The organism is Pseudomonas sp. F9001 (genome assembly GCF_013385435.1).
Lineage (GTDB): Bacteria > Pseudomonadota > Gammaproteobacteria > Pseudomonadales > Pseudomonadaceae > Aquipseudomonas.
In genome coordinates, this window is record NZ_JACAPX010000013.1 from 25,840 (window position 1) to 48,843 (window position 23,004).

General features: G+C 61.7%; 17 protein-coding genes. 12 read left to right on the forward strand and 5 right to left on the reverse strand.

Annotated elements, in window-relative coordinates:
* Positions 1-79 precede the first annotated feature (79 nt).
* The gene (locus HX818_RS12660; protein WP_236260840.1) at positions 80-2,014 is read right to left on the reverse strand and encodes a BCCT family transporter; all 1,935 of its coding nucleotides are present in this window, start codon (positions 2,012-2,014) and stop codon (positions 80-82) included.
* A gap of 376 nt (positions 2,015-2,390) precedes the next feature.
* Here HX818_RS12660 and betI point away from each other — a divergent pair, with 376 nt between their 5' ends.
* The 10 genes from betI (at position 2,391) to yccS (ending at position 17,297) form a co-directional block, all read left to right on the forward strand.
* Positions 2,391-2,984 carry a transcriptional regulator BetI gene (betI, locus tag HX818_RS12665; RefSeq protein ID WP_003216902.1) on the forward strand — a complete coding sequence of 198 codons (594 nt, stop codon included), beginning with the start codon at positions 2,391-2,393 and terminating at the stop codon, positions 2,982-2,984.
* Positions 2,985-3,045: 61 nt separating this feature from the next.
* Positions 3,046-4,518, forward strand: a complete 1,473-nt coding sequence (gene betB, locus HX818_RS12670) for a betaine-aldehyde dehydrogenase (RefSeq protein WP_003216900.1) — start codon at positions 3,046-3,048, stop codon at positions 4,516-4,518.
* Positions 4,519-4,714: 196 nt separating this feature from the next.
* Positions 4,715-6,418: a choline dehydrogenase gene (gene betA, locus HX818_RS12675; protein WP_003216899.1), complete on the forward strand. Its 1,704-nt coding sequence runs from the start codon at positions 4,715-4,717 to the stop codon at positions 6,416-6,418.
* Positions 6,419-6,629: 211 nt separating this feature from the next.
* Positions 6,630-8,072 (forward strand): TldD/PmbA family protein, encoded by a 1,443-nt coding sequence (locus HX818_RS12680; RefSeq protein ID WP_003216898.1) that lies wholly within the window; start codon positions 6,630-6,632, stop codon positions 8,070-8,072.
* Positions 8,072-9,388: a TldD/PmbA family protein gene (locus HX818_RS12685; RefSeq protein WP_177020219.1), complete on the forward strand. Its 1,317-nt coding sequence runs from the start codon at positions 8,072-8,074 to the stop codon at positions 9,386-9,388. The genes HX818_RS12680 and HX818_RS12685 overlap by 1 nt, the downstream gene beginning before the upstream one ends.
* A gap of 329 nt (positions 9,389-9,717) precedes the next feature.
* Positions 9,718-10,608, forward strand: coding sequence for an alpha/beta fold hydrolase (locus tag HX818_RS12690; protein ID WP_177020220.1), 891 nt, complete (start codon positions 9,718-9,720; stop codon positions 10,606-10,608).
* Between the two features lie 36 nt (positions 10,609-10,644).
* Positions 10,645-12,072: a multidrug transporter subunit MdtD gene (gene mdtD, locus HX818_RS12695; protein ID WP_003216894.1), complete on the forward strand. Its 1,428-nt coding sequence runs from the start codon at positions 10,645-10,647 to the stop codon at positions 12,070-12,072.
* 130 nt (positions 12,073-12,202) lie between these two features.
* On the forward strand, positions 12,203-13,540 hold the full coding sequence (dbpA, locus tag HX818_RS12700) for an ATP-dependent RNA helicase DbpA (RefSeq protein WP_236260841.1): 1,338 nt from the start codon (positions 12,203-12,205) through the stop codon (positions 13,538-13,540).
* 160 nt (positions 13,541-13,700) lie between these two features.
* Positions 13,701-14,879: an NAD(P)/FAD-dependent oxidoreductase gene (locus HX818_RS12705; RefSeq protein ID WP_177020221.1), complete on the forward strand. Its 1,179-nt coding sequence runs from the start codon at positions 13,701-13,703 to the stop codon at positions 14,877-14,879.
* Between the two features lie 234 nt (positions 14,880-15,113).
* Positions 15,114-17,297 (forward strand): YccS family putative transporter, encoded by a 2,184-nt coding sequence (gene yccS, locus HX818_RS12710; RefSeq protein WP_003216889.1) that lies wholly within the window; start codon positions 15,114-15,116, stop codon positions 17,295-17,297.
* A gap of 104 nt (positions 17,298-17,401) precedes the next feature.
* Here the strand turns inward: yccS and HX818_RS12715 are convergent, their stop codons facing one another.
* Positions 17,402-18,139, reverse strand: a complete 738-nt coding sequence (locus HX818_RS12715) for an ABC transporter substrate-binding protein (RefSeq protein ID WP_177020222.1) — start codon at positions 18,137-18,139, stop codon at positions 17,402-17,404.
* A 220-nt stretch (positions 18,140-18,359) separates the two neighbouring features.
* On the opposite strand from HX818_RS12715, the gene HX818_RS12720 reads away from it, so the two are divergent.
* Positions 18,360-18,812, forward strand: a complete 453-nt coding sequence (locus tag HX818_RS12720; protein WP_177020223.1) for a GNAT family N-acetyltransferase — start codon at positions 18,360-18,362, stop codon at positions 18,810-18,812.
* A gap of 115 nt (positions 18,813-18,927) precedes the next feature.
* On the opposite strand, the gene HX818_RS12725 is transcribed toward HX818_RS12720, so the two are convergent.
* From HX818_RS12725 to HX818_RS12735, 3 genes are read right to left on the reverse strand one after another with little or no spacing between them, the layout of a single operon-like run.
* On the reverse strand, positions 18,928-19,224 hold the full coding sequence (locus tag HX818_RS12725) for a helix-turn-helix domain-containing protein (RefSeq protein WP_003216883.1): 297 nt from the start codon (positions 19,222-19,224) through the stop codon (positions 18,928-18,930).
* Between the two features lie 19 nt (positions 19,225-19,243).
* Entirely contained in the window at positions 19,244-19,744 is a 501-nt protein-coding gene (locus HX818_RS12730; RefSeq protein ID WP_177020224.1) for a M48 family metallopeptidase, read from the reverse strand.
* Positions 19,745-19,787: 43 nt separating this feature from the next.
* A complete protein-coding gene (locus HX818_RS12735; protein ID WP_102605036.1) occupies positions 19,788-21,899 on the reverse strand; it encodes a bifunctional diguanylate cyclase/phosphodiesterase in 2,112 nt (703 codons plus the stop codon).
* Between the two features lie 308 nt (positions 21,900-22,207).
* Here HX818_RS12735 and HX818_RS12740 point away from each other — a divergent pair, with 308 nt between their 5' ends.
* Positions 22,208-22,873: a polysaccharide lyase family 7 protein gene (locus HX818_RS12740; protein WP_177020225.1), complete on the forward strand. Its 666-nt coding sequence runs from the start codon at positions 22,208-22,210 to the stop codon at positions 22,871-22,873.
* The last annotated feature ends 131 nt before the right edge of the window (positions 22,874-23,004 follow it).

The window sequence follows — 23,004 nt, forward strand, 5'->3', positions numbered from 1 at the left end:
ACTGCGCATTCGCGAGCAAGCCCGCTCCCACATTTTGCTCAGGTGGTGTCAGTAACGACACCACCTGTCCTTTCAACACTCAGCTATAGACACGGCCAAGGAGCTGCCGATGGCTTTCAAACTGATCGAGCACGTCCCGGGTGATCTGCTCCTGGGTGAAGCCCATCAGGTCGTATTCCTGAGGCCCGTTGTGCAGGTAAACCTCGGCGCGGTAGTAGCGCGTGCGTTCTTCCTCGGGCAAGTCGTTCGGTGCCGACGAATAAGCATCCAGGCTGACCTCGTAGACAAACGGATTGCCCTCTTGCATCTCGATGCGCACACCAATGCAGCGCTTGGATTTGCCCAGCAGGGTCTGCACTTCCAGCCCCTGGTCACGCAACGCAGTCGCCGCTTCTTCCAGCGCCGGCGTGACGTGCTTGTCCATAAAGCGTTGCACGGTACCCTGGCTCGGTTGCAGGTCCAGGGCAGTCAAACGCTCGCTGAAACCACGCCGACCACGCTCGGCCAACTGCGCCTGCTCCAACTCGATCGCCACGTCCTGGCGCATCGCCTTGTGCAGGCCGAACATGAAGAACACCAGCACCACCGAGAACGGCAAGCCCGCCAGCACCACCATGGTTTGCATGGCTTCGAAGTTACCGGCGAACAGCAGGCCGATGGTCACCAGGGTGATCACCGCCGACCAGAAAATCCGCAGCCAGTGCGGCGCATCTTCGTCAACGTTGCCGCCCTTGCAGGACAGGTTCGCCATCATCACCGCGCCGGAATCCGCCGGGGTCAGGAACAGTACGAAGCCCACGAAGATCGACACACCGATGACGATTTTCGACGCCGGGTAATGCTCAAGCAGTTGGTAGATCGCCATGGACGGCTGTTCCAGCGCCGTCTTGCCCAACTCCACCGCACCATGGTTCACCACCAGGTCCAGGGCCGAGTTGCCGAAGATCGACAGCCACGCCAGGGTGAAGCCCAGCGGGATCAGCAGCACGCCGGCCACCAGTTCACGCACCGTGCGACCACGGGAAATACGCGCGATGAACATGCCCACGAATGGCGCCCAGGAAATCCACCAGGCCCAGTAGAACAGGGTCCACAGGCCCATCCAGCGTTCGGTCTTGTCGGCGTCGCCTTCGTACACGTACAGGTCGAAGGTCTTCAGCACGATGCCGTTCATGTAGTCACCGATGTTCTGCACGAAGCCGTTGAGCAAGTGCAAAGTCGGGCCAAACAGCAATACGAAAATCAGCAGGCCGCTGAACAGCACGATGTTCAGGTTGGACAGGCGGCGAATGCCGTTCTCCACACCCGACACGGCGGCAATGGTCGCCACGGTGCTCATCACGATGATCACGATCAGCAGGTTGGTGTTGCTGTGCTGCATGCCGAACAGGTTTTCCAGCCCGGACGACACTTGCATCGAGCCAATCCCCAGGTTCGTCACCAGGCCCAGCAGGGTCACGAACATGCCGAAACCGTCCACCGCGTGACCGGCCGCGCCTTTGACCCAACGCTCGCCCACCAGCGGGTACAGCGCCGAGCGCAGGGCCAGCGGCTGGTTATGACGGTAGGCAAAGTACGCCACGGCCAGGCCGACCAGTGCGTAGATCGCCCAGCCGTGCAGGCCCCAGTGCAGGAACGTCAACTGCAACGCCTGGCGTGCAGCTTCGCCGGTGGCCGACGCGCCTTCAGGCGGGTTGAAGTAGTGGTCCAGCGGCTCGGAGGCGCCGAAGTACAGCAGCGAGATGCCGATGCCCGACGAGAAGAGCATGCCGGCCCAGGCGCCGTAGCTGAAGTCCGGGGTGTCGTCCTTGCTGCCCAGTTTCAATTTGCCATAGGACGAAAACGCCAGGCCCACCACAAACACCAGGTAGGCGGCGATCACGACCATGTAGTACCAGCCAAAGCTTTTCGACAACCAGGCTTGGGCCACACCGAGCATCCTGCCGGCTTCCTGCGGGGCGATGATCAGAATCGCGGTCAACAACAGAATCAGCGCGGTGGAGGTGTAGAACACCCAACCGTTGACCCGCACCTTTTCTGGCGGGGTCTTTATAAGAGAGGCAGAACTCATGGCACAGATGCTCCGGGCAGTGCAGAGAAACACAAGGCAACGCTTGACCCGAGCCATCGATTTTTCGGCAGTCGACGGACGGGTGTATAAAGACACCCCGAAAAACCATAAACCCCCGGCGAACCGCTGTGCCGGGCTGTTTCATGGGTTTTCCCGATGTCAGGTGGCGCCACATGCACGTAGGAAATACCTGTAGGCAGCGACCATTTGTCGCAGATCTTATTCTTTGTTGATTGAACGTTCAATCAAAACAAAATAGACTGGCCCTCAAGCCGACGGACGTTTATCGCCCGTTGGCAGGCCTAAGGAGAGGTGCACGATGCCCAAGGTCGGTATGCAACCCATACGCCGCCAGCAGTTGATCGAAGCCACATTGACGGCGGTCGATCAGGTCGGAATGGGGGATGCCAGCATTGCGCTGATCGCCCGTCTGGCCGGTGTCTCGAATGGCATCATCAGTCACTATTTTCAGGACAAGAATGGCCTGATCGCCGCCACGATGCGGTACCTGATGAACGTGCTGATCGAGAACGTCACCGAGCGCCGGTTGGCGCTGAAAGATGACAGCCCGCGGGCCCATCTTCAGGTGATCATCGAAGGCAACTTCGACGCCAGCCAAGTCAACGGCCCGGCTATGAAAACCTGGCTGGCCTTCTGGGCCACCAGCATGCACCACCCGTCATTGCACAGGCTGCAGCGGATCAACGATCACCGTCTGTATTCCAACCTGTGTTGCCAGTTCCGCCGAGCGTTGCCGTTGCCCGAGGCACGCAGCGCAGCCCGAGGCCTGGCGGCCCTGATCGACGGTTTGTGGTTGCGCGGCGCCCTGTCGGGAGACGCTTTCGACACGGAGCAGGCGCAACGGATCGCTTACGAATACATGGATTTCCAATTGGCCAAGCAGGTGAGTTAGAGCACACATAAACGCTCAACTCCCGAACCGCGCCAACCACTAATGCACTTGCGAGGACTTTATGGCCCGTTTCGAACTGCAAAAACTCTACATTGACGGCGGCTACTCCGACGCTGGCAGCGATGCCACTTTCGAAGCCATCAACCCGGCTAACGGTGAAGTTCTCGCCAACGTGCAACGCGCCACCAAAGAAGACGTCGAGCGCGCTGTGGTCAGCGCCGAAAAGGGCCAGAAAATCTGGGCCGCCATGACTGCCATGGAGCGTTCGCGCATCCTGCGTCGTGCCGTCGACATCCTGCGTGAGCGCAACGACGAACTGGCCGCCCTGGAAACCCTGGACACCGGCAAGCCGTATTCCGAAACCCAATACGTCGACATCGTCACCGGCGCTGACGTGCTGGAATACTACGCAGGCCTGGTGCCCGCCATCGAAGGCGAGCAGATCCCGCTGCGTGACACCTCGTTCGTCTACACCCGTCGCGAGCCGCTGGGCGTCGTGGCCGGTATCGGCGCATGGAACTACCCGATCCAGATCGCCCTGTGGAAATCCGCACCTGCCCTGGCGGCCGGTAACGCGATGATCTTCAAGCCAAGCGAAGTCACCTCGCTGACCACCCTGAAACTGGCTGAAATCTACACCGCCGCCGGCGTTCCGGATGGCGTGTTCAACGTCCTGACCGGCAGCGGCCGTGAAGTCGGCACCTGGCTGACCGAACACCCGCGCATCGAGAAAGTCTCCTTCACCGGCGGCACCGACACCGGCAAGAAAGTCATGGCCAGCGCTTCGAGCTCTTCGCTCAAGGAAGTCACCATGGAACTGGGCGGCAAATCCCCGCTGATCATTTTCGACGACGCCGACCTCGACCGCGCCGCCGACATCGCGATGATGGCCAACTTCTACAGCTCGGGCCAGGTCTGCACCAACGGCACCCGCGTGTTCGTTCCGACCGCCCTCAAAGGCGCGTTCGAAGCCAAGATCGCCGAGCGCGTTGCCCGCATCCGCATCGGCAACCCGGAAGATGAAAACACCAACTTCGGCCCGCTGGTCAGCTTCGCCCACATGGAAAGCGTGCTCGGCTACATCGCCAAAGGTAAAGAAGAAGGCGCCCGCGTGCTGTGCGGCGGCGACCGTCTGACCGACGGTGAATTCGCCAAGGGTGCCTACGTGGCCCCGACCGTGTTCACTGACTGCACCGACGAAATGACCATCGTCCGTGAAGAAATCTTCGGCCCGGTGATGAGCATCCTCACCTACGACACCGAAGAAGAAGTGATCCGCCGCGCCAACGACACCGACTTCGGCCTGGCCGCTGGCCTGGTGACCAAGGACCTGAACCGCGCCCACCGCGTGATTCATCAGCTGGAAGCCGGTATCTGCTGGATCAACGCCTGGGGCGAGTCCGACGCGAAGATGCCGGTGGGCGGCTACAAGCAGTCGGGCGTGGGCCGTGAAAACGGGATCAGCTCGCTGAACAACTTCACTCGCATCAAATCGGTACAGGTTGAGCTGGGCGACTACGCCTCGGTGTTCTAAAACCTGATTGAGCCTGGCATGGCCCATGTGGCGAGGGGGCTTGCTCCCGTCGGGCTGCGAAGCAGCCCCATGCCAGGTACCGCAGTTCTTTCAGACAGAACTCGAGCGCTGACTTTGCGACTGCTGCGCAGTCGAACGGGAGCAAGCTCCCTCGCCACAAAAGCAGCCTGAACCAACTTTCACGAGGGTGCATTTAATGTCCCAAGAATACGACTACATCATTGTGGGTGCCGGCTCCGCCGGTAACACCCTGGCGACCCGTCTGACCGAAGACGAAGGCGTCACCGTCCTGCTGCTGGAAGCCGGCGGCCCGGACTATCGTTTCGATTTCCGTACCCAGATGCCAGCCGCCCTGGCGTTCCCGCTGCAAGGCCGCCGCTATAACTGGGCCTACGAAACCGATCCAGAGCCACACATGGACGGTCGCCGGATGGAATGCGGTCGCGGCAAAGGCCTCGGCGGCTCCTCGCTGATCAACGGCATGTGCTACATCCGCGGCAACGCGATGGACTACGACAACTGGTCGAAACTGCCGGGCCTGGAAGACTGGACCTACCTGGACTGCCTGCCGTATTTCCGTAAAGCCGAAACCCGCGACATCGGCCCGAACGACTACCACGGTGGCGACGGCCCGGTCAGCGTGACCACGCCAAAGGCCGGCAACAACCCGCTGTTCCACGCGATGGTTGAAGCCGGCGTACAGGCCGGTTACCCACGTACCGAAGACTTGAACGGCTACCAGCAGGAAGGCTTCGGCCCGATGGACCGTACCGTGACGCCAAACGGTCGTCGCGCCAGCACCGCTCGCGGTTACCTGGACACGGCCAAGAAGCGCTCGACGCTGACCATCGTCACCCACGCCCTGACCGACAAAGTCCTGTTCGAAGGCAAGCGCGCCGTCGGCGTGCGTTACCTGATCGGTGCTGCCGAAGAGCGCGTTGAAGCCCGTGCCCGCAAGGAAGTCCTGGTGTGCAGCGGCGCAATCGCTTCGCCGCAACTGCTGCAACGTTCCGGCGTCGGCCCGGCGAAACTGCTGGAAAGCCTCGACATTCCGGTGGTCCACGACCTGCCTGGCGTCGGCGAAAACCTGCAGGATCACCTTGAGCTGTACCTGCAATACGCGTGCACCCAACCGGTCTCGCTGTACCCGTCGCTGCTCTGGTACAACCAGCCGGCCATTGGTGCCGAGTGGCTGTTCAACGGCACCGGCATCGGCGCCAGCAACCAGTTCGAAGCGGGCGGTTTCATCCGTACCCGTGAAGAATTCGATTGGCCGAACATCCAGTATCACTTCCTGCCGGTAGCGATTAACTACAACGGCAGCAACGGTGTGAAAGAGCACGGTTTCCAGGCGCACATGGGTTCCATGCGTTCGCCGAGCCGTGGCCGCGTGCAGCTGAAGTCGAAGAACCCACGGGAATACCCGAGCATCCTCTTCAACTACATGTCTACCGAACAGGACTGGCAGGAATTCCGCGACGGCATCCGCCTGACCCGTGAAATCATGCAACAGCCGGCACTCGACCAATACCGTGGCCGCGAAATCAGCCCGGGCATCGACGTACAGACCGACGAGCAACTGGATAAATTTATCCGCGAGCACGCCGAGACTGCGTTCCACCCGTCCTGCTCGTGCAAGATGGGCACCGACGAGATGGCCGTGGTTGACGCCGAAGGCCGTGTGCATGGCATGCAGGGTCTGCGCGTGGTTGACGCGTCGATCATGCCGATCATCACCACCGGCAACCTGAACGCGCCGACGATCATGATCGCCGAGAAAATCGCCGACAAGATCCGTGGCCGCAAGCCACTGCCGCGCAGCACTGCGGATTACTACGTGGCAGGCGATGCGCCGGTGCGTGGCAAGCCGATGCGTGAAGTGGGTCCTACTGCGCAGTAACTGATGGACCGAGGTGCTCCCTTCGCGAGCAAGCCCGCTCCCACATTTTTGACCGTGTGAACCCGATCAAATGTGGGAGGGGGCTTGCTCCCGAAGATGCCCGATCTGACACCGCAAGACCTCCCGCCCGCCTACACTTTCCTTGATCAGCTCCCAGCCCAGGCCTACTCTGTTTGCCTGCCCGCGCCGAGCCGCCCACAAGGAAGGCCCCATGTTCGAACACCACGCCACACTCAAAAAGCAGTTCAGTGCCCTGCGCACTACCGCCGAATTCTTTTCCCTGCGCTACGTCCGCGAGTCCGGCCAGTACCTGTCGGTACGCAAGAACGTCGCCGAGCCGCCACACCTCAGCCAGGACGAAGGCGCGATGCTCACCGTGCGCCTCAATGGCGTCGAAGCCTACGCCGCCACTCACGACATTTCCCTGCCCGGCCTGCAAGCCGCCCTTGAGCGCGCCGAACAGCAAGCCCGGCTCATCAAGCCCCACGCCCTGCTCGACCTGCGCGACCAGCCAGTGTCCAGCGACACTGCCGACTACCTGTCGCCGAGCCTCGACCAGCCCTTCCCGTCCCTGAGCGACTGCTACCAACTGCTCGGCGCCGAATCGGCCGCCGTGCCCAAGGACGAGCGCCTGGTGAACTGGGAAGTCAGCCTGGGCACCACCCACGTCGAACAGATCTACCTCAACAGCGCCGGCGCCGAACTGCGCCAGGCCCAGCGGTTTGTGTTCCCGGGTGTCAACGTCACGGCCTACGACGGCAACGACAGCCAGACCCGCACCCTGGGCGGCACCAACTTCGGCCAGCAAGGCGGCTTTGACGTGATCAGCCGCTTCGGCCTGGTGGGCGCCGCGCCGCAGATTGCCGACCAGGCGCTGCAACTGCTGCTGGCCCCGAACACGCCCCAGGGCCCGCGCGACCTGCTGCTGATGCCCGACCAGATGATCCTGCAGATCCACGAATCCATCGGCCACCCGCTGGAACTCGACCGCATCCTGGGCGACGAGCGCAATTACGCCGGCACCAGCTTCGTCAAGGCCAGCGATTTCGGTCACCTGCAATACGGCTCCAACCTGCTGAACGTGACCTTCGATCCGGACATTCCCGAGCAGCTCGCCAGCTATGGGCATGACGACGACGGCACGAAGGCCAGCAAACAATTCCTGATCCGCGAAGGCTTGCTGCTCAAGCCGTTGGGCGGTGCGTTGTCGCAATACCGCGCCGGCATGCAAGGCGTGGCCAACAGCCGCGCCTGCAGCTGGAACCGCGCGCCGATCGACCGCATGGCCAACCTGAATATCGAGGCCGGCGACCAGAACATGGCGCAGCTGATTGGCGGCATCGAGAACGGCATCCTGATGTCCACCAACCGTTCGTGGTCGATTGACGATGCACGCAACAAATTCCAGTTTGGCTGCGAGTGGGGCCAGTTGATTGAAAACGGCGAACTCAAAGGCGTGGTGAAGAACCCCAACTACCGGGCGATTTCCGCGCAGTTCTGGCGCAACCTCAGCGCCGTCGGCGACGCCAGCACCTTCAAGGTGCTGGGCACGCCGAACTGCGGCAAGGGCGAACCCAACCAGGTGATCCGCGTCGGCCATGCGTCGCCGGCCTGTGTGTTCAGCAACGTGGACGTGTTCGGGGGAGACGCCTGATGAATAATTTCAAAGCCCTGGTGGATTGGCTCAAGCAGGCCATCACCGACAACGAACAATTCCACCTCGGCTACGCCGACGAGTCCTCCGAGTTTGTGCGTTTCAACCACGGCAAAGTGCGCCAGGCCGGCCAGGTGCAACAGGCCAGCCTGAACCTGAAGCTGATCAACGACGGGCGCCACGCCGACCTCGGTATCACCCTGGCGGGCGAGCCTGAACTGGATCGCCAGCGCCTGGCCGACGGCCTGCAACAACTGCGCGAGACCTTGCCGTTGTTGCCGCAGGATCCGTACCTGCTGCTCAACCACAACGCCTGGCAAAACAAGGACCAGCAGGACCGACCGCTGCCGGACCTGGCCCAGGTGCTGGAAGCAGTCAGCCTTGCCGCTGAAGGTGTGGACATGGTCGGCTTTTACGCCGCCGGCCCTATCAGCCGTGGTTTCGCCAGCTCATCAGGCGCCTTCGGCTGGCACCAGGCCAACAGTTTCAACTTCGACTTCAGCCTGTTCCACGCCAACGGTGAAGCGGTGAAAGCCAGCTACGCCGGCAACGATTGGGACAGCGTGGCCTTCGCGCAGCGTTTCAAGCAGGCCCGTGAGCAACTGGAATACCTTGGTCGCCCGCTGCACCCGCTGGCACCGGGGCAATATCGCGCCTACCTTGCCCCGGCGGCCATGGAAGAAATCATCAGCATGCTCACCTGGGGCGGGTTTTCCGCCCAGGCCATCGCCAGCAAAGGCAGCCCGTTGCAACGGTTGTATGGCGGTGATCAGTCCTTGAGCCCGCTGGTGACCCTGGACGAACAGGTCAGCGGCTCCCTAAGTTCGGCGTTTTCCCGTGACGGCTATCCGCGCAGTGATGTGAAGCTGATCAATGCCGGCAAGGCTGAAGGCCAATTGGTGAACTCTCGCAGTGCTGCCGAATACGGGTTGAGCACCAATGGCGCCAGCGGCGATGAATCTCCCAGCGCCCTGCAGATGGCGGCCGGCGACCTGGCCCAGGCCGATATCCTCAAGCAACTGGGCACCGGTTTGTACATCAGCAACCTGTGGTACCTGAACTACTCCGACCAGCCCGCCGCACGCCTGACCGGCATGACCCGCTTCGCCACGTTCTGGGTCGAAGACGGCGAGATCAAGGCGCCGGTCAGCACCATGCGTTTTGATGACAGCGTTTACAGCCTGCTGGGCTCGCAACTGGAAGCGCTGACCGCTGATCGGGAATTGCTGCTGTCGGCGAGTACGTATAGCCAGCGCAATACGTCATCCAATCTGCTGCCGGGGGCGCTGGTAAAACGCCTGACCCTGACCTTATAAGCAACGCAAAACCCATGTGGGAGCGGGCTTGCTCGCGAATGCGGCGTGTCAGCCACTACATCTGTGACTGAGGCACCGCATTCGCGAGCAAGCCCGCTCCCACAGTTGATCGCATTCCACATTTTGATTCGGTTCATCCTCAAAACCCCACTCCAGACACCTGGCCGTCCGGCCAGTTGTCGCTCGCGAAAAACCTCGTTATAAAGGTTGGTGGCACCTAGCCACGTCCGCGCGGTAAAAAAACTCAAACAACACCCCGCCGTCCTCAACCCACTTGCACGCAAGTGATGCACGACCTTGCCCGGGATAGGGCAAGCTGGAGCGTTGACATGAACCATGGAAGTTTTGTCATTGAAAAGCTGTTCAAGCACTACAACGTTCACGTAGAGCAACTTGGTAACAACCCAGAGAAGAAAACCGTGCTGTTGGTCAACGGCGCGCTGTCCACCACCCGCTCGTTTGCACGCACCAGCAAGTGCCTGTCCGAGCACTTCAATGTGCTGATGTTCGACCTGCCGTTCTCCGGCTATTCACGCCCGCACAACACCGACCTTGACCTTGTGACCAAGGACGATGAAGTGCAGATCCTGCGCGCCCTGGTGGAACGCTTTGAGGTCAACCACCTGGTGTCTGCCTCATGGGGGGGGATTTCCACGCTGCTGACCCTCGCCCACAACCCGCCGTCGATTGAAAGCTCGGTGGTGATGGCACTGGCGCCCAACCTCAACCAGGCCATGCTCGAATACGTAGAGCGGGTGCGCGTGCTGATCGAGGCCGATGACAAATCCGCCGTCGGCCATCTACTGAATGAAACCGTGGGCAAATACCTGTCGCCCCGGCTCAAGCGCAACAATCACCGGCACCTGTCGACCATGGCCACCACCGAGTATCGCCAGGCACGCTTCCATATCCATCAGGTGCTGGCGCTGGGTGACGGCAACTACCTGCCGCAACTGACCCGGATCGAAACCCCGGTGCACTTCCTCAACGGCGTGCTGGACGAGTACACCCCGGCAGACGAAGCCCAACTATTCAAGAAATACGTAGGCCGCAGCAGCTTCGCCACCGCCGAGCACACTGGCCATTTGCTTGACCTGGAATCCCGCGAAGCGGCCCTGGCCGTGCACCGCGCGCTGATTGATTTCCTGGTGGGCAAACACGTGGCGTTGTCAGATATAGACGAAGCGCCAGTGGGAAAAGGAGCTGCCGATGGCGCATAATCGCCGACACATAGGCTGCTAACAAAAAGGTAACTCATGCCGAATCGCGCCCCTCTCGATGCCAAGACCGCCCGCTGGCTACCCTGGGTGGTAGCGATTGCCTTCTTCATGCAGTCGCTGGATGGGACGATTCTCAACACCGCCTTGCCGGCCATGGCTCGAGACCTGGCGGAGAACCCCTTGCGCATGCAAGGCGTAGTGATTGCCTACATGCTCACCGTGGCCTTGCTGATTCCCGCCTCGGGCTGGGTGGCCGACCGCTTCGGCACCAAGAAGATCTTCTTCGGCGCGATCATGCTGTTCAGCATTGGCTCATTGCTCTGCGCACTCTCCAGCACGCTGACCATGCTGGTGGGCGCCCGGGTGATCCAGGGCCTGGGCGGTGCGTTGATGTTGCCGGTGGGCAGGCTGGTGGTGCTGCGCGCCTACCCGCGCTCGGAGCTGGTGCGCATCATGGGTTTCATCACCATTCCCGGGCTGCTCGGCCCACTGCTCGGCCCGACCATGGGCGGCTGGATGGTGCAATACCTGACCTGGCACTGGATCTTCCTGATCAACCTGCCGGTGGGCATCATCGGCTGCTACGCCGTCTGGAAATTCATCCCCGACCTGCGCGGCAGCGAACGTACGCGGTTCGACGGCGTGGGTTTCCTGCTGTTCGGCGCGGCGATGGTGCTGATCACTATCGCCATGGAAGGCCTCGGCGAATTGCACCTGCCGCACCTGCGGGTGATGTTGCTGCTGTTCGGCGGCCTCGCGTGCCTGGCGGCTTACTGGCTGCGCGCCGGGCATATCGACAACCCGCTGTTCTCGCCGGTGCTGTTCAAGACCCGGACCTTTGCGGTGGGCATCCTCGGCAACCTGTTCGCTCGCCTGGGCAGCGGCGCGTTGCCGTTCCTGGTGCCGCTGTTGCTGCAGGTGGCGCTCGGTTACTCACCGTCCGAAGCCGGGATGAGCATGCTGCCCCTGGCGGCGGCGGCGATGTTTGCCAAGTCCATCGCCCGGCCGCTGATCGAGCGCCTGGGCTACCGCGTGGTGCTGACCGGCAACACCCTGGCGCTGGGCATCATGCTGGCGAGCATGGGCCTGGTCAGCGAACACACGCCCTACCCGCTGCTGCTGAGCATGCTGGCGATCCTCGGGGCCATCAACTCGCTGCAATTCACCGCGATGAACACCGTGACCCTGATCGACCTCGACGACGCCCAGGCCAGCAGCGGCAACAGTTTGCTGTCGGTGGTGGCGCAGTTGTCCCTGAGCCTTGGGGTGGCCTGCGCCGGTGCGCTGCTGGGTGGTTTTACCGCCGAAGTGGGCAACGACGGGGTCGACACGGTGCTTGGGGCGTTCCAGTTGACCTTCGTCACCGTGGGCATCATGGCGATGCTGGCGGCGGCGATCTTCCTGCAATTGTCGCCAAAAGACGGCAAACGCGTGGTCAGCCGTGAGCACGACATTGAGCATTAACAGGCTTCTCGTCTAGAACTTGCAGGGAAAATCCCACGAGGCTGGTACACTGCGCGACATTTTGTTTTGCAGAGCCAGTCCCGTGACTACCATCGCCACCGCTTTTAATACTTTGCCCCTGTCCGCCGCCATGCTGGCTAACCTCGACTCGCTGGGTTATGTCGAGATGACGCAGATCCAGGCGCAAAGCTTGCCGGTGATCCTCAAAGGGCTGGACCTGATTGCCCAGGCCAAGACCGGCAGCGGCAAGACCGCAGCCTTTGGCATCGGCCTGTTGAACCCGATCAACCCGCGCTACTTCGGCTGCCAGGCACTGGTCATGTGCCCGACCCGCGAGCTGGCTGACCAGGTGGCCAAGGAAATCCGTCGCCTGGCCCGCGCCGAAGACAACATCAAGGTGCTGACCCTGTGCGGCGGCGTGTCCCTCGGCCCGCAGATCGCCTCCCTGGAGCACGGCGCCCACGTCATCGTCGGCACCCCGGGCCGCATCCAGCAGCACCTGCGCAAGGGTTCGCTGGTTTTGGACGGCTTGAACACGCTGATCCTCGATGAAGCCGACCGCATGCTCGACATGGGCTTCTACGACGCCATCGAAGACATCATCAGCAAGACCCCGGCCCGCCGCCAGACCCTGCTGTTCTCGGCCACCTACCCGGTGAGCATCAAGCAGCTGGCCTCGAAATTCATGCGCGCGCCGCAACAGGTCAAGGCCGAAGCGTTCCACTCGGACGACCAGATCGAGCAACGCTTCTACGAGATCTCCCCGGAAGAGCGCATGGACGCGGTGACCAAGGTCCTGGCGCATTTCCGCCCGGCGTCTTGCGTAGCCTTCTGCTTTACCAAGCAGCAAGTGCAGGAAACCGTGGATCACCTGACCGCCAAGGGCATCTCCGCCGTTGGCCTGCATGGCGACCTGGAACAGCGCGACCGTGACCAGGTACTGGCGATGTTCGCCAACCGCAGTACGTCGGTACTGGTCGCCACTGACGTTGCCGCCCGTGGCCTGGACATTGATGCACTGGACATGGTGATCAACGTCGAACTGGCCCGCGACTCGGAAATCCACATTCACCGCGTGGGCCGTACCGGTCGCGCGGGTGAGACTGGCATCGCTATCAGCCTGGTTGCCCCGTCTGAAGCCCACCGCGCCCAGGCCATCGAGCAGTTGCAGAAGTCGCCGCTGAACTGGGACCAGTTGGACAACCTCAAGCCGCAAAGCGGCGGCCCGTTGCTGCCGGTGATGAGCACCCTGTGCATTGCCGCCGGCCGTAAAGACAAGGTTCGCCCGGGCGACATCCTCGGCGCACTGACCGGTGAAGCCGGGATTCCGGGGGCCCAGGTCGGCAAGATCGCGATCTTTGATTTCCAGGCGTTCGTGGCCGTGGAACGCGGGATCGCCAAGCAGGCATTGCAGCGCTTGAATGACGGCAAGATCAAAGGCCGTTCGTTGCGCGTGCGTATCCTGTAAAGATCTCAAGCTATACCGAGATCAAAAATGTGGGAGCGGGCTTGCTCGCGAATGCGGAGTGTCAGTCACCGAATCTGTCGACTGATACACCGCATTCGCGAGCAAGCCCGCTCCCACATTTGACTGTATTCCAATTCAGAATTTGTATGAGGACATGGCTGTGCGCTCGACCGAAGTTGTGATCATTGGCGCCGGCGCCGCAGGCTTGATGTGTGCGCTGACCGCCGCCGGGCGTGGGCGCAAGGTGATGTTGATCGACCACGCGAACAAGGCCGGCAAAAAGATCCTGATGTCCGGCGGTGGCCGCTGCAACTTCACCAATATGTACACGGAGCCTGCCAACTTCCTCTCCCACAACGCGCACTTCTGCAAGTCCGCCCTGGCCCGCTACACCCAGTGGGATTTCATCGCGCTGGTGGCCAAGCACGGCGTGCCGTACCACGAGAAAAAACTCGGCCAGCTGTTCTGCGACAACAAGTCCAGCGACATCCTCGGGATGCTGCTCGATGAGTGCATCCAGGTCGGCGTGAGCATGCACCTGGACACCTCGGTGCAGGAGATTGCCAAGGTCGATGGCGGCTATCAGTTGCAAACCACCCTGGGTGAGTTGCGCTGCGAATCACTGGTGATCGCCACCGGCGGGCTGTCGATCCCGACCCTGGGGGCCACCGGCTTTGGTTATCAAGTGGCCAAGCAGTTCGGCCATGAACTGCTGCCAACCCGCGCCGGGCTGGTGCCGTTCACCATCACCGACCAGCTCAAGGAATTGTGCGGCGAGCTGTCCGGTACGTCCGTGGATTGCCTGGTGAGCTGCAACGACCAAAGCTTTCGCGAGAACATCCTGTTTACCCACCGCGGCCTGAGCGGGCCGGCGATCCTGCAGATTTCCTCCTACTGGGAACCCGGCGACACCCTGGAAATCAACCTGCTGCCCGATCACGATCCCCACACCTGGCTGCAAGCGCAACAGGTGGAGCGCCCGAACAGCGAGCTGAAAACCCTGCTGGGTGAGATCTTCACCAAGAAGATGGCCAACCTGCTGGCCGAAACCTGGTTCGTTTCCAAGCCGATGAAGCAGTACACCCACGCCGAGATTGCCGACATCGCCGGCAAACTGGGGAGCTGGCAACTGGTGCCGGCGGGTACTGAAGGCTATCGCACCGCCGAGGTCACCCTGGGTGGCGTGGACACCCGGGAGGTTTCGTCCAAGACCATGGAATCCCTGAAAAGCCCCGGCCTGTACTTCATCGGCGAAGTGTTGGATGTGACCGGTCACCTGGGCGGGTTCAATTTCCAGTGGGCGTGGGCCTCCGGTTATGCCGCTGCCCAATTTGCCTGACGGAACGCGGTAAAAAAATGTGGGAGCGGGCTTGCTCGCGAAGGCGGAGTGTCAGCTAATACATCAGTGACTGATACACCGCCTTCGCGAGCAAGCCCGCTCCCACATTTGGTTCGTGGTGTGCTTGGAAGTAATGACTGGAATAAATTTTGCTCTCAGATGTGATCGCCACGCTTGCCGTGGCGTCATTACTGGCTCAATTTAGCGGCATCGTCCCGGAAGACCCCAGACTTCATGTCATCGACCTCCTTCAAGCAGTCCATGCGGCGCCTTTGGGCACTGGATAAGTTCAGTTACAGCGTACGGGTATTCATCGCCCTGACCGGCAGCATGGCGCTGTGCTGGTACCAGAATGAAATGGCGCTGCTGATCCCGCTGTTCCTGGGCATTATCGCCAGCGCCCTGGCCGAGACCGATGACAACTGGCAGGGCCGGCTCAACGCCCTGGCCGTGACACTGGTGTGCTTCAGCACTGCGGCACTGTCCGTCGAACTGCTTTTCCCTTATCCCTGGATCTTCGCGATCTTCCTGGCTCTGTCCAGCTTCGGCCTGACCATGCTCGGTGCCCTCGGCGAGCGTTATGGGGCGATCGCTTCGGCCACCCTGATTCTCTCGGTCTACACCATGATCGGCGTGGACCAGCGCGGTGGCGCCGTCACCGACTTCTGGCATGAACCCTTGCTGCTGGTGGCCGGCGCCGCGTGGTATGGCGCGCTGTCGGTGTTGTGGCAGGTGCTGTTTTCCAACCAGCCGGTGCAGCAGAGCCTGGCGCGACTGTTTCGGGAGCTGGGGCGTTACCTCAAGCTCAAGTCGTCGCTGTTCGAACCGATCCGCCAACTGGATGTGGAAGCGCGGCGCCTGGAACTGGCGCAGCAGAACGGCCGGGTGGTGGCAGCACTGAACGCCGCCAAAGAGATCATCCTGCACCGGGTCGGCAATGGTCGCCCGGGCTCCAAGGTCAGCCGCTACCTCAAGCTGTACTTCCTGGCCCAGGACATCCACGAGCGCGCCAGCTCCTCGCACTACCCTTACAACGCCCTCGCCGAAGCCTTCTTCCACAGCGACGTGCTGTTCCGCTGCCAGCGCCTGCTGCGCCAGCAAGGCAAAGCCTGCCAGACCCTCGCCGAATCGATCCAGATGCGCCAGCCTTTCGTCTATGACGACAGCTTTGCCGAAGCCCTGGGCGACCTGAATGCCTCCCTGGAACACCTGCGCATCCAGAGCAACCCGGCCTGGCGCGGCCTGCTGCGCTCCCTGCGCGCCCTGGCCGCCAACCTGTCGACCCTGGACCGCCTGCTGGGCGACGCCGCCAACCCCGACAGCCTGGCCGATGCCACCGACAGCAGCCTGCTGGACCGTGCACCGCGCAACCTCAAGGAAATGTGGACACGCCTGCGCACGCAGTTGACGCCGACTTCGTTGCTGTTCCGCCATGCCCTGCGCCTGCCCCTGGCGCTGAGTATCGGCTACTGGATGGTGCACTTGATTCACCCGTCCCAAGGCTATTGGATCATCCTCACCACGCTGTTCGTGTGCCAGCCAAACTACGGCGCCACCCGACGCAAGCTGGGTCAGCGGATCATCGGCACGGCCATCGGCCTGACCATCGCCTGGGCGCTGTTCGACCTGTTCCCCAACCCGCTGATCCAGTCGATGTTCGCCATTGCCGCCGGCCTGGTGTTCTTTATCAACCGCACCACGCGCTACACCCTGGCGACCGCTGCGATCACGCTGATGGTGCTGTTCTGCTTCAACCAGGTGGGCGACGGCTACGGGCTGTTCCTGCCACGGCTGTTCGATACCTTGCTCGGCAGCCTGATCGCCGGGCTGGCGGTGTTCCTGTTCCTGCCGGACTGGCAGGGCCGGCGCCTGAACAAGGTGCTGGCCAATACCCTGACCTGCAACAGCATCTACCTGCGCCAGATCATGCAGCAGTACGCCGCGGGCAAAAGCGACGACCTGGCTTACCGCCTCGCCCGGCGCAATGCCCACAACGCCGACGCCGCGCTGTCCACCACCCTGGCGAACATGCTGATGGAGCCGGGGCATTTCCGTAAGGAAGCGGACGTGGGGTTCAGGTTCCTGGTGCTGTCCCACACGCTGCTCAGCTACCTGTCGGGGCTGGGCGCCCACCGGGAAACCCAACTGCCGGCGGAAGTGCGCGAGCACTTGATCGAAGGCGCCGGGAAGACGCTGGCGGCGAGCATCGACGAGATCGCCACCGGGCTGGCGAACAAGCAGCCGATCGCGATTCAGAGTGATGCCGAGGAAGCCTTGGCAGTGGACCTGGAGCAGATGCCGGATGAGATTGATGAAGGGCAGCGGCTGGTGCAGACGCAATTGGCGCTGATCTGCCGGCAACTGGGGCCGTTGCGCACGTTGGCGGCTCACCTGATCAAAGATACCAGCGAAGCCTGAACCCTCTTCGCGAGCAAGCCCGCTCCCACATTCGGCCGAGTTCCACCTTTGGAATGCGGTCGAATGTGGGAGCGGGCTTGCTCGCGAAGGGGCCATTAGCCTCACTACATCCCGTGCTGCTTCATCAACCGCGCATAACTGCCATCTGCCTTCATCCTGGCGATCTCCCGATCAAACCCGGCAACAATCTGCTGATGCTGAGGGTTTTTCAGGCTGACCAGTATGTGCAGGCTGTTTTCGCTCAGCGGCACCGGCAAAAACTCCACCGCGTTGCGCACGGTGGCGGACTCCCGAGCCAGATAGTAGCGGGCGACGAATTCGTCCTCCAGCGTCAGCCGCACCCGCTGCGCCGCCAGCATGCGCACGGCCATGGCGAAGTTATGCACCGGGACTTTCTGCAATTGCGGATCGGCATCGAACGCCGCTGAATAGGCATAGCCACGCACCACCGCGACGGGGTAGTCGTGCAACTGCTCCAGGCTCTGGTAGTCGATGGGATCGTCGCGGCGCTTGAGAAACAGCACCCGGTTGAGCAGGTATTCACCGGAAAACTGCCCCAACTGAGTACGCGCATCGTCGTACCAGGCGTTCACCAATACGTCGTAACGCCCATCGCCCACACCCATCAGGGCGCGGGCCCAGGGCACCTGTTCAAACTCACTGGCGTAGCCGGCACGGGCCAGGGCGGTGGTCACGATGTCGGTGGCCAAACCACCATTGACCAGGGTGGCGTCAGTGAACGGCGGCCAGGCATCCGCCACCAGTCGCAAGCGTTCTGCCGCCACCGCCTGGGCCAGCAACAACAAACCGATCAAAGCAACGGCACGAGAAAATCGCGGCATGCTCAAGTCCTTGGCGGGCATTCTATGGCCTGACCTCTGGGGCAACCCGAGGATTTAACAGTAGCTCATCAATGAGCCTGTACTGCAGATTACACAAAGACGGCAGCGTCGCACGCAGAGAATGATGGCAAATTGATCTCACTCACAAAAAAACCGCAATTTAGACACTCGCCTCCCGCGCGCTTACTATCCTGACCAGACAATCAGCCGAGAGAACACCATGACAGTCGAATGGGTCTGCAAACACCACAGTGACCTGGGCAAGGAGCAGCTGTACGCCATTTTGCGCCTGCGCTCGGAGGTCTTCGTGGTCGAGCAGAAATGCGTGTACCAGGACATCGACGGCCAGGACCTGGATGGTGATACCCATCACCTGATGGCCTGGGATGATGGTCAACTGCAGGCCTACCTGCGCCTGCTGGATCCCGAATCACAGGGTGGTGATGTGGTGATCGGCCGGGTGATCGTTGCGCCGAGCGCGCGGGGTACCGGGCTGGGCCACCAGATGATGGACGAAGCCCTCAAGCAGGCAGAGAAACAGTGGCCCGACGTGCCGATCTATCTGTCGGCCCAGGCGCATTTGCAGGGGTATTACGGGCGGTACGGGTTTGTGGCGGCGGGTGAGGAATACCTTGAGGATGACATTCCACATATAGGCATGCGCCGGGCATGAGGGCCTCTTCGCGAGCAAGCCCGCTCCCACACTTGACCGAGTTCCACCTTTGGAATGCGGTCGAATGTGGGAGCGGCCTTGCTCGCGAAGGCGTCGGCCCGGTCACTACAAGCCTTCAGGGGTAATCCAACACCTGTTTAATGCTCGCCAGGTTCGCCTCGATCCAGCGCCGATCAATCGCGCCCCAATCACGAATCCGATAGCGCCCGGCATGATTGCGGGCCCCGTCTTCCTGTTCAAACTCACACACAATATCCAGGTCCGCCAACGCCGCAATCGTGTCCTGTGCAGTACGCCGGGGCATGCCCGTCACCTCGGTCAGTGCCGGCACGCTGCTGGCCAGCTGGCTATCAATCAGGTACGCCACATACAGGCGCCGGTAGAAGCTGCTTTTGGTCTTGCTCACATCCATGCTCGATCGCCTTTGAAGGTCAGGGCTTGCCCTGCAGGTCCCGCCAGGTCAGGTACACCCGCAGGTCGAATTCCACCTGATGGTAGCCCGGCAACATGTATTCACAGAGTTTGTAGAACGCCTTGTTGTGGTCCGATTCCTTGAAGTGCGCCAGTTCGTGTACGACGATCATGCGCAGAAATTCCGGCGCGGCTTCCTTGAACAGCGAGGCGATACGGATTTCTTTCTTCGACTTGAGGTTGCCACCCTGCACCCGGGAGATGGTGGCGTGCAGGCCGAGGGCGCGGTGGGTCAGGTCCAGGCGGTTATCGAACAACACCTTGTCGATGGCCGGGGCGTTGCGCAGGTGTTCCTGCTTCAGGGCCTGGGCGTAGCTGTACAGCGCTTTGTCGCTCTGCACGCCATGACGTTCGGGGTAGCGCTGGGTCAGGTAGTCGCCGAGTTGGTCCTTGGCAATCAACTGGCGCACTTGCTCCTGCAATGCTGGGGGGTAGGCCTGGAGGTATTTCAGCGCGGTCATGGGGTCAACAACGGGTATTTGAATGGGCGCCAGTGTAGCGAATTCAGCGGGCGGCTGCGCGCAGGCGCCAGTCGGCAATTTCATCCGCGATCAACGGCGGCGCCACCTGCGGGCCCTGGATGAACTGGCAGCCGTTGGCCTTGAGCCACTCAACTTGCTCCTGGGTCTCGACGCCTTCCGCAATCACCAGCAGATCAAAATGCCGGCACAATTCGATAATGCTGCGCGCCATCGCCGCGTCCCGGGATGAACCCGGCAGGCGGGCGATCAGCTTCGGGTCGAGCTTGAGGGTGTCGAATTCCAGGTCCCGCAGGTGGGCCAGGGAGCAGTTGCCCGCGCCGAAGTCATCCAGGGCAATCCGCACGCCGGCCCGGCGCAACAGCTTGAGCTGCTTGGTGGACTCATCCAGATTGTGCATCAGGCTTTCTTCACTGATCTCCACCTCAAGCTGCCGGCCTTGCAACCCATGTCGCTCCAGCACCTGCTGCAGCTGGCTGGCCAGGTTCGGCATATTGAACTGGCTGCTGCTCAAGCTCACGCTCAGGACCAACTCATCGTTGAACACCCCTGCCCATGCCTGCCGCTGGGCGGCCACCTGCTGGTAGATCCAGGTGCTCAACTGGCTGATCAGCCGCGCCTCTTCGAGCAACGGCAGAAACAGCCCCGGCGGCACATCGCCGACACTCGGGTGCTGCCAGCGCAGCAGCGCTTCGACGCCCCGCAGATGGCCGTCGTGCAACGACACCTGCGGCTGGTACACCAGGGTGAAATCCTTGCTGTCGATGGCGCTGCGTACGCTGTCTTCGAGCATCAGGCGCGAGCGGGCCCGGCCGTTCATTTCCTGGTCGTAGTAGCGATATTGCTGACGCCCGGCGCGCTTGGCCTCGTACATCGCGACGTCCGCCGCGCGCAGCAGGCCGTTGAGGTCCGAGCCGCAGTCCGGGAAAGTGGCGATGCCGATACTGACGCCCAGCATCACATCCAGACCGTCGACCTGCTGACAGATCGACACCCGTTCGATCAGTTTTTCCGCAATCTTGGCCGCCTGCTCCGGGAATTCCAGCTCCAGCAGCGCGGTGAATTCATCCCCGCCCATGCGCCCGAGAATGTCGTAGGAGCGCAGGCACGCCTTCAACTGTTCCGAGACCCAGCGCAGCACGCGGTCTCCGGCGTCGTGGCCGAGGGAATCGTTGACCCGCTTGAACCCGTCCAGGTCCAGGTACAGCAGCACCAGCGACTGCTCGTTACGCTCGCTGCGCAACAGCACATTCTCCACCGACTGGTGAAACCCGCGCCGATTGAGCAGGCCCGTCAGCGGGTCGGTGACGGCCTGGAACTCCAGTTGCTGATGCAGATGGCGCACCTCGGACATGTCCAGCACCGTGACCACCATGGCTTTCTGCTCGGCCGGCAGCGGGGCGCACGACATCGCCACGGGCAACTGCTGGCCGGGTGCGGTGCGCAAGATGGCGTCGTGCAGGCGCCAGGTTTCGCCACGTTTGTAGCCTTCATACAAGGCAGAATCGGACCACCCAGGCACATGGGGCTTCTGTAGGAAGCCCAGGAACTCGGCACCCTGGATCTCGGCGACCGGCGCATTGATCAGCCGCGAAATCGCCGGGTTGGCGTAGCTGATCACGCCGTCTTCGCCCACCACCAGGATGCCTTCGGCGGCATTGTCGAGCACCGAGGCATTGAAGGCCCGGGCCGACTCCAGATCGTGACTCAGGCGCTGCAAGGCACGGCGGTTGCGCTGGTGCTCCAGCAGGGCCTGGACCTTGGGCTTGAGGATATTCGGGTCGAAGGGTTTCAGCAGGTAGTCGATCGCGCCGCTGGCATAGCCTTCCAGCATCGCCGCCGGCGATTGGGCGTGAGCGCTGAGAAAGATGATCGGGGTCAGTTGCGTACGTTGGCTGCCGCGCATCAGCCGGGCCACCTCGAACCCGTCCATGCCAGGCATCATCACATCCAGCAACACCAGGTCGACGTCGTGTTCGAGCAGCAATCCCAGGGCTTCCACCCCGGAGGCCGCCGTCACCACATGCCAATCTTCACGCTGCAATAGCGCACGCATGCTGATCAGGTTTTCGGGATAGTCATCGACCACCAAAAGCACTGAACAACCATCGCGAGGCTTGATTGGAGCGCATTCCATTGCTGCTTCTCTTTCGTCGGAGTCATTCCGGTCATTTTTGCGACAAAACCGGATAAACAATAAGGGCTCACTCTAGCCCTGGATCCCATAAAGCAGAAGCCACGACGGTGCCATCATTGCGCCAAAGCCCAGACAACCGACTAACGGTCAGTGTCTACAGCCCGCGGTTTACGGGAAACATGGCTTTTTGACATTTCATTGGCGCCAACAATCCGCCGCAAAGCCATTAACAATCCATTTCGAGCCACCTATAAAGAAAGTGCCGGCTCCCGAGCCAAGGCCTTCTTTCCCCGTTAAAGGCGTATTCAATGATTGATCTGTCCACCTGGAACCTGAGCATCCCCGTCGGCTCCCCGCCCTCGACCATCGACACGCCGAAACTGCTCAGCGGGTTCAAGGACCAATACTTCCAGGCCGAAGGCAGCAGCGTGCAATTCTGGACCCCGGTAACCGGCACGCGTACCGAGAACGCCGTTTACCCTCGCAGCGAACTGCGGGAAACCTACGCCGACGGCCGCCTGCGCAACTGGCTGTACAGCGAAGCCGACAACTACCTGCGCGCCACGTTGGCGGTCAACAAGGTGCCGTCCTCCGGCAAGGTGGTGATCGGTCAAATCCACGCCTACGAAAGCCAGAAGCCACTGATCAAGGTCGAGTACCAATACAAGGAAAAAACCCAGACCGGCAACATCGTCGCCAAGGTGCGCATGCGCCCTGACGAGTCGGAAGGCCGGGTGATCATCGTCGCCGAGAACGTACCGCTGGACCGCGACTTCACCTACGTCATCCACCTGAACAAGGCCGGCCTGCTGAGCGTCGACGCCGCCAACGGGCAGTGGAACGAACGCATCGGTGCTGCGTGGGGCAAACAGCCGCTGTACTTCAAGGCCGGCGCCTACGTGCAGGACAACAGCGGCAACAGCAAGGAAGGCGCCCGCGTGACGTTTGCCAAGCTGGACATTGATCACGACTGAAGCTGATTCGCTTCAGCGATCTATCCCACGACGCTTTAGGACAGAACCGCGACCCAGGGTCTCGACTTTCTTGTAGGACAATCCGAGTATGGCGCCGCGCACGCGCACTACCCCCTACAAGAAAGTCATGG

What these genes read in the sequence shown, in the direction of transcription:
- dbpA (WP_236260841.1), top strand. Translation starts at nt 12,203, where the DNA reads ATGCTGGCTAACCTCGACTCGCTGGGTTATGTCGAGATGACGCAGATC.
- HX818_RS12720 (WP_177020223.1), top strand. Translation starts at nt 18,360, where the DNA reads ATGACAGTCGAATGGGTCTGCAAACACCACAGTGACCTGGGCAAGGAG.
- betB (WP_003216900.1), top strand. Translation starts at nt 3,046, where the DNA reads ATGGCCCGTTTCGAACTGCAAAAACTCTACATTGACGGCGGCTACTCC.
- HX818_RS12735 (WP_102605036.1), bottom strand. Translation starts at nt 21,899, where the DNA reads ATGGAATGCGCTCCAATCAAGCCTCGCGATGGTTGTTCAGTGCTTTTG.
- HX818_RS12725 (WP_003216883.1), bottom strand. Translation starts at nt 19,224, where the DNA reads ATGGATGTGAGCAAGACCAAAAGCAGCTTCTACCGGCGCCTGTATGTG.
- yccS (WP_003216889.1), top strand. Translation starts at nt 15,114, where the DNA reads ATGTCATCGACCTCCTTCAAGCAGTCCATGCGGCGCCTTTGGGCACTG.
- HX818_RS12740 (WP_177020225.1), top strand. Translation starts at nt 22,208, where the DNA reads ATGATTGATCTGTCCACCTGGAACCTGAGCATCCCCGTCGGCTCCCCG.
- mdtD (WP_003216894.1), top strand. Translation starts at nt 10,645, where the DNA reads ATGCCGAATCGCGCCCCTCTCGATGCCAAGACCGCCCGCTGGCTACCC.
- betA (WP_003216899.1), top strand. Translation starts at nt 4,715, where the DNA reads ATGTCCCAAGAATACGACTACATCATTGTGGGTGCCGGCTCCGCCGGT.
- HX818_RS12730 (WP_177020224.1), bottom strand. Translation starts at nt 19,744, where the DNA reads ATGACCGCGCTGAAATACCTCCAGGCCTACCCCCCAGCATTGCAGGAG.
- betI (WP_003216902.1), top strand. Translation starts at nt 2,391, where the DNA reads ATGCCCAAGGTCGGTATGCAACCCATACGCCGCCAGCAGTTGATCGAA.
- HX818_RS12685 (WP_177020219.1), top strand. Translation starts at nt 8,072, where the DNA reads ATGAATAATTTCAAAGCCCTGGTGGATTGGCTCAAGCAGGCCATCACC.
- HX818_RS12690 (WP_177020220.1), top strand. Translation starts at nt 9,718, where the DNA reads ATGAACCATGGAAGTTTTGTCATTGAAAAGCTGTTCAAGCACTACAAC.
- HX818_RS12715 (WP_177020222.1), bottom strand. Translation starts at nt 18,139, where the DNA reads ATGCCGCGATTTTCTCGTGCCGTTGCTTTGATCGGTTTGTTGTTGCTG.
- HX818_RS12680 (WP_003216898.1), top strand. Translation starts at nt 6,630, where the DNA reads ATGTTCGAACACCACGCCACACTCAAAAAGCAGTTCAGTGCCCTGCGC.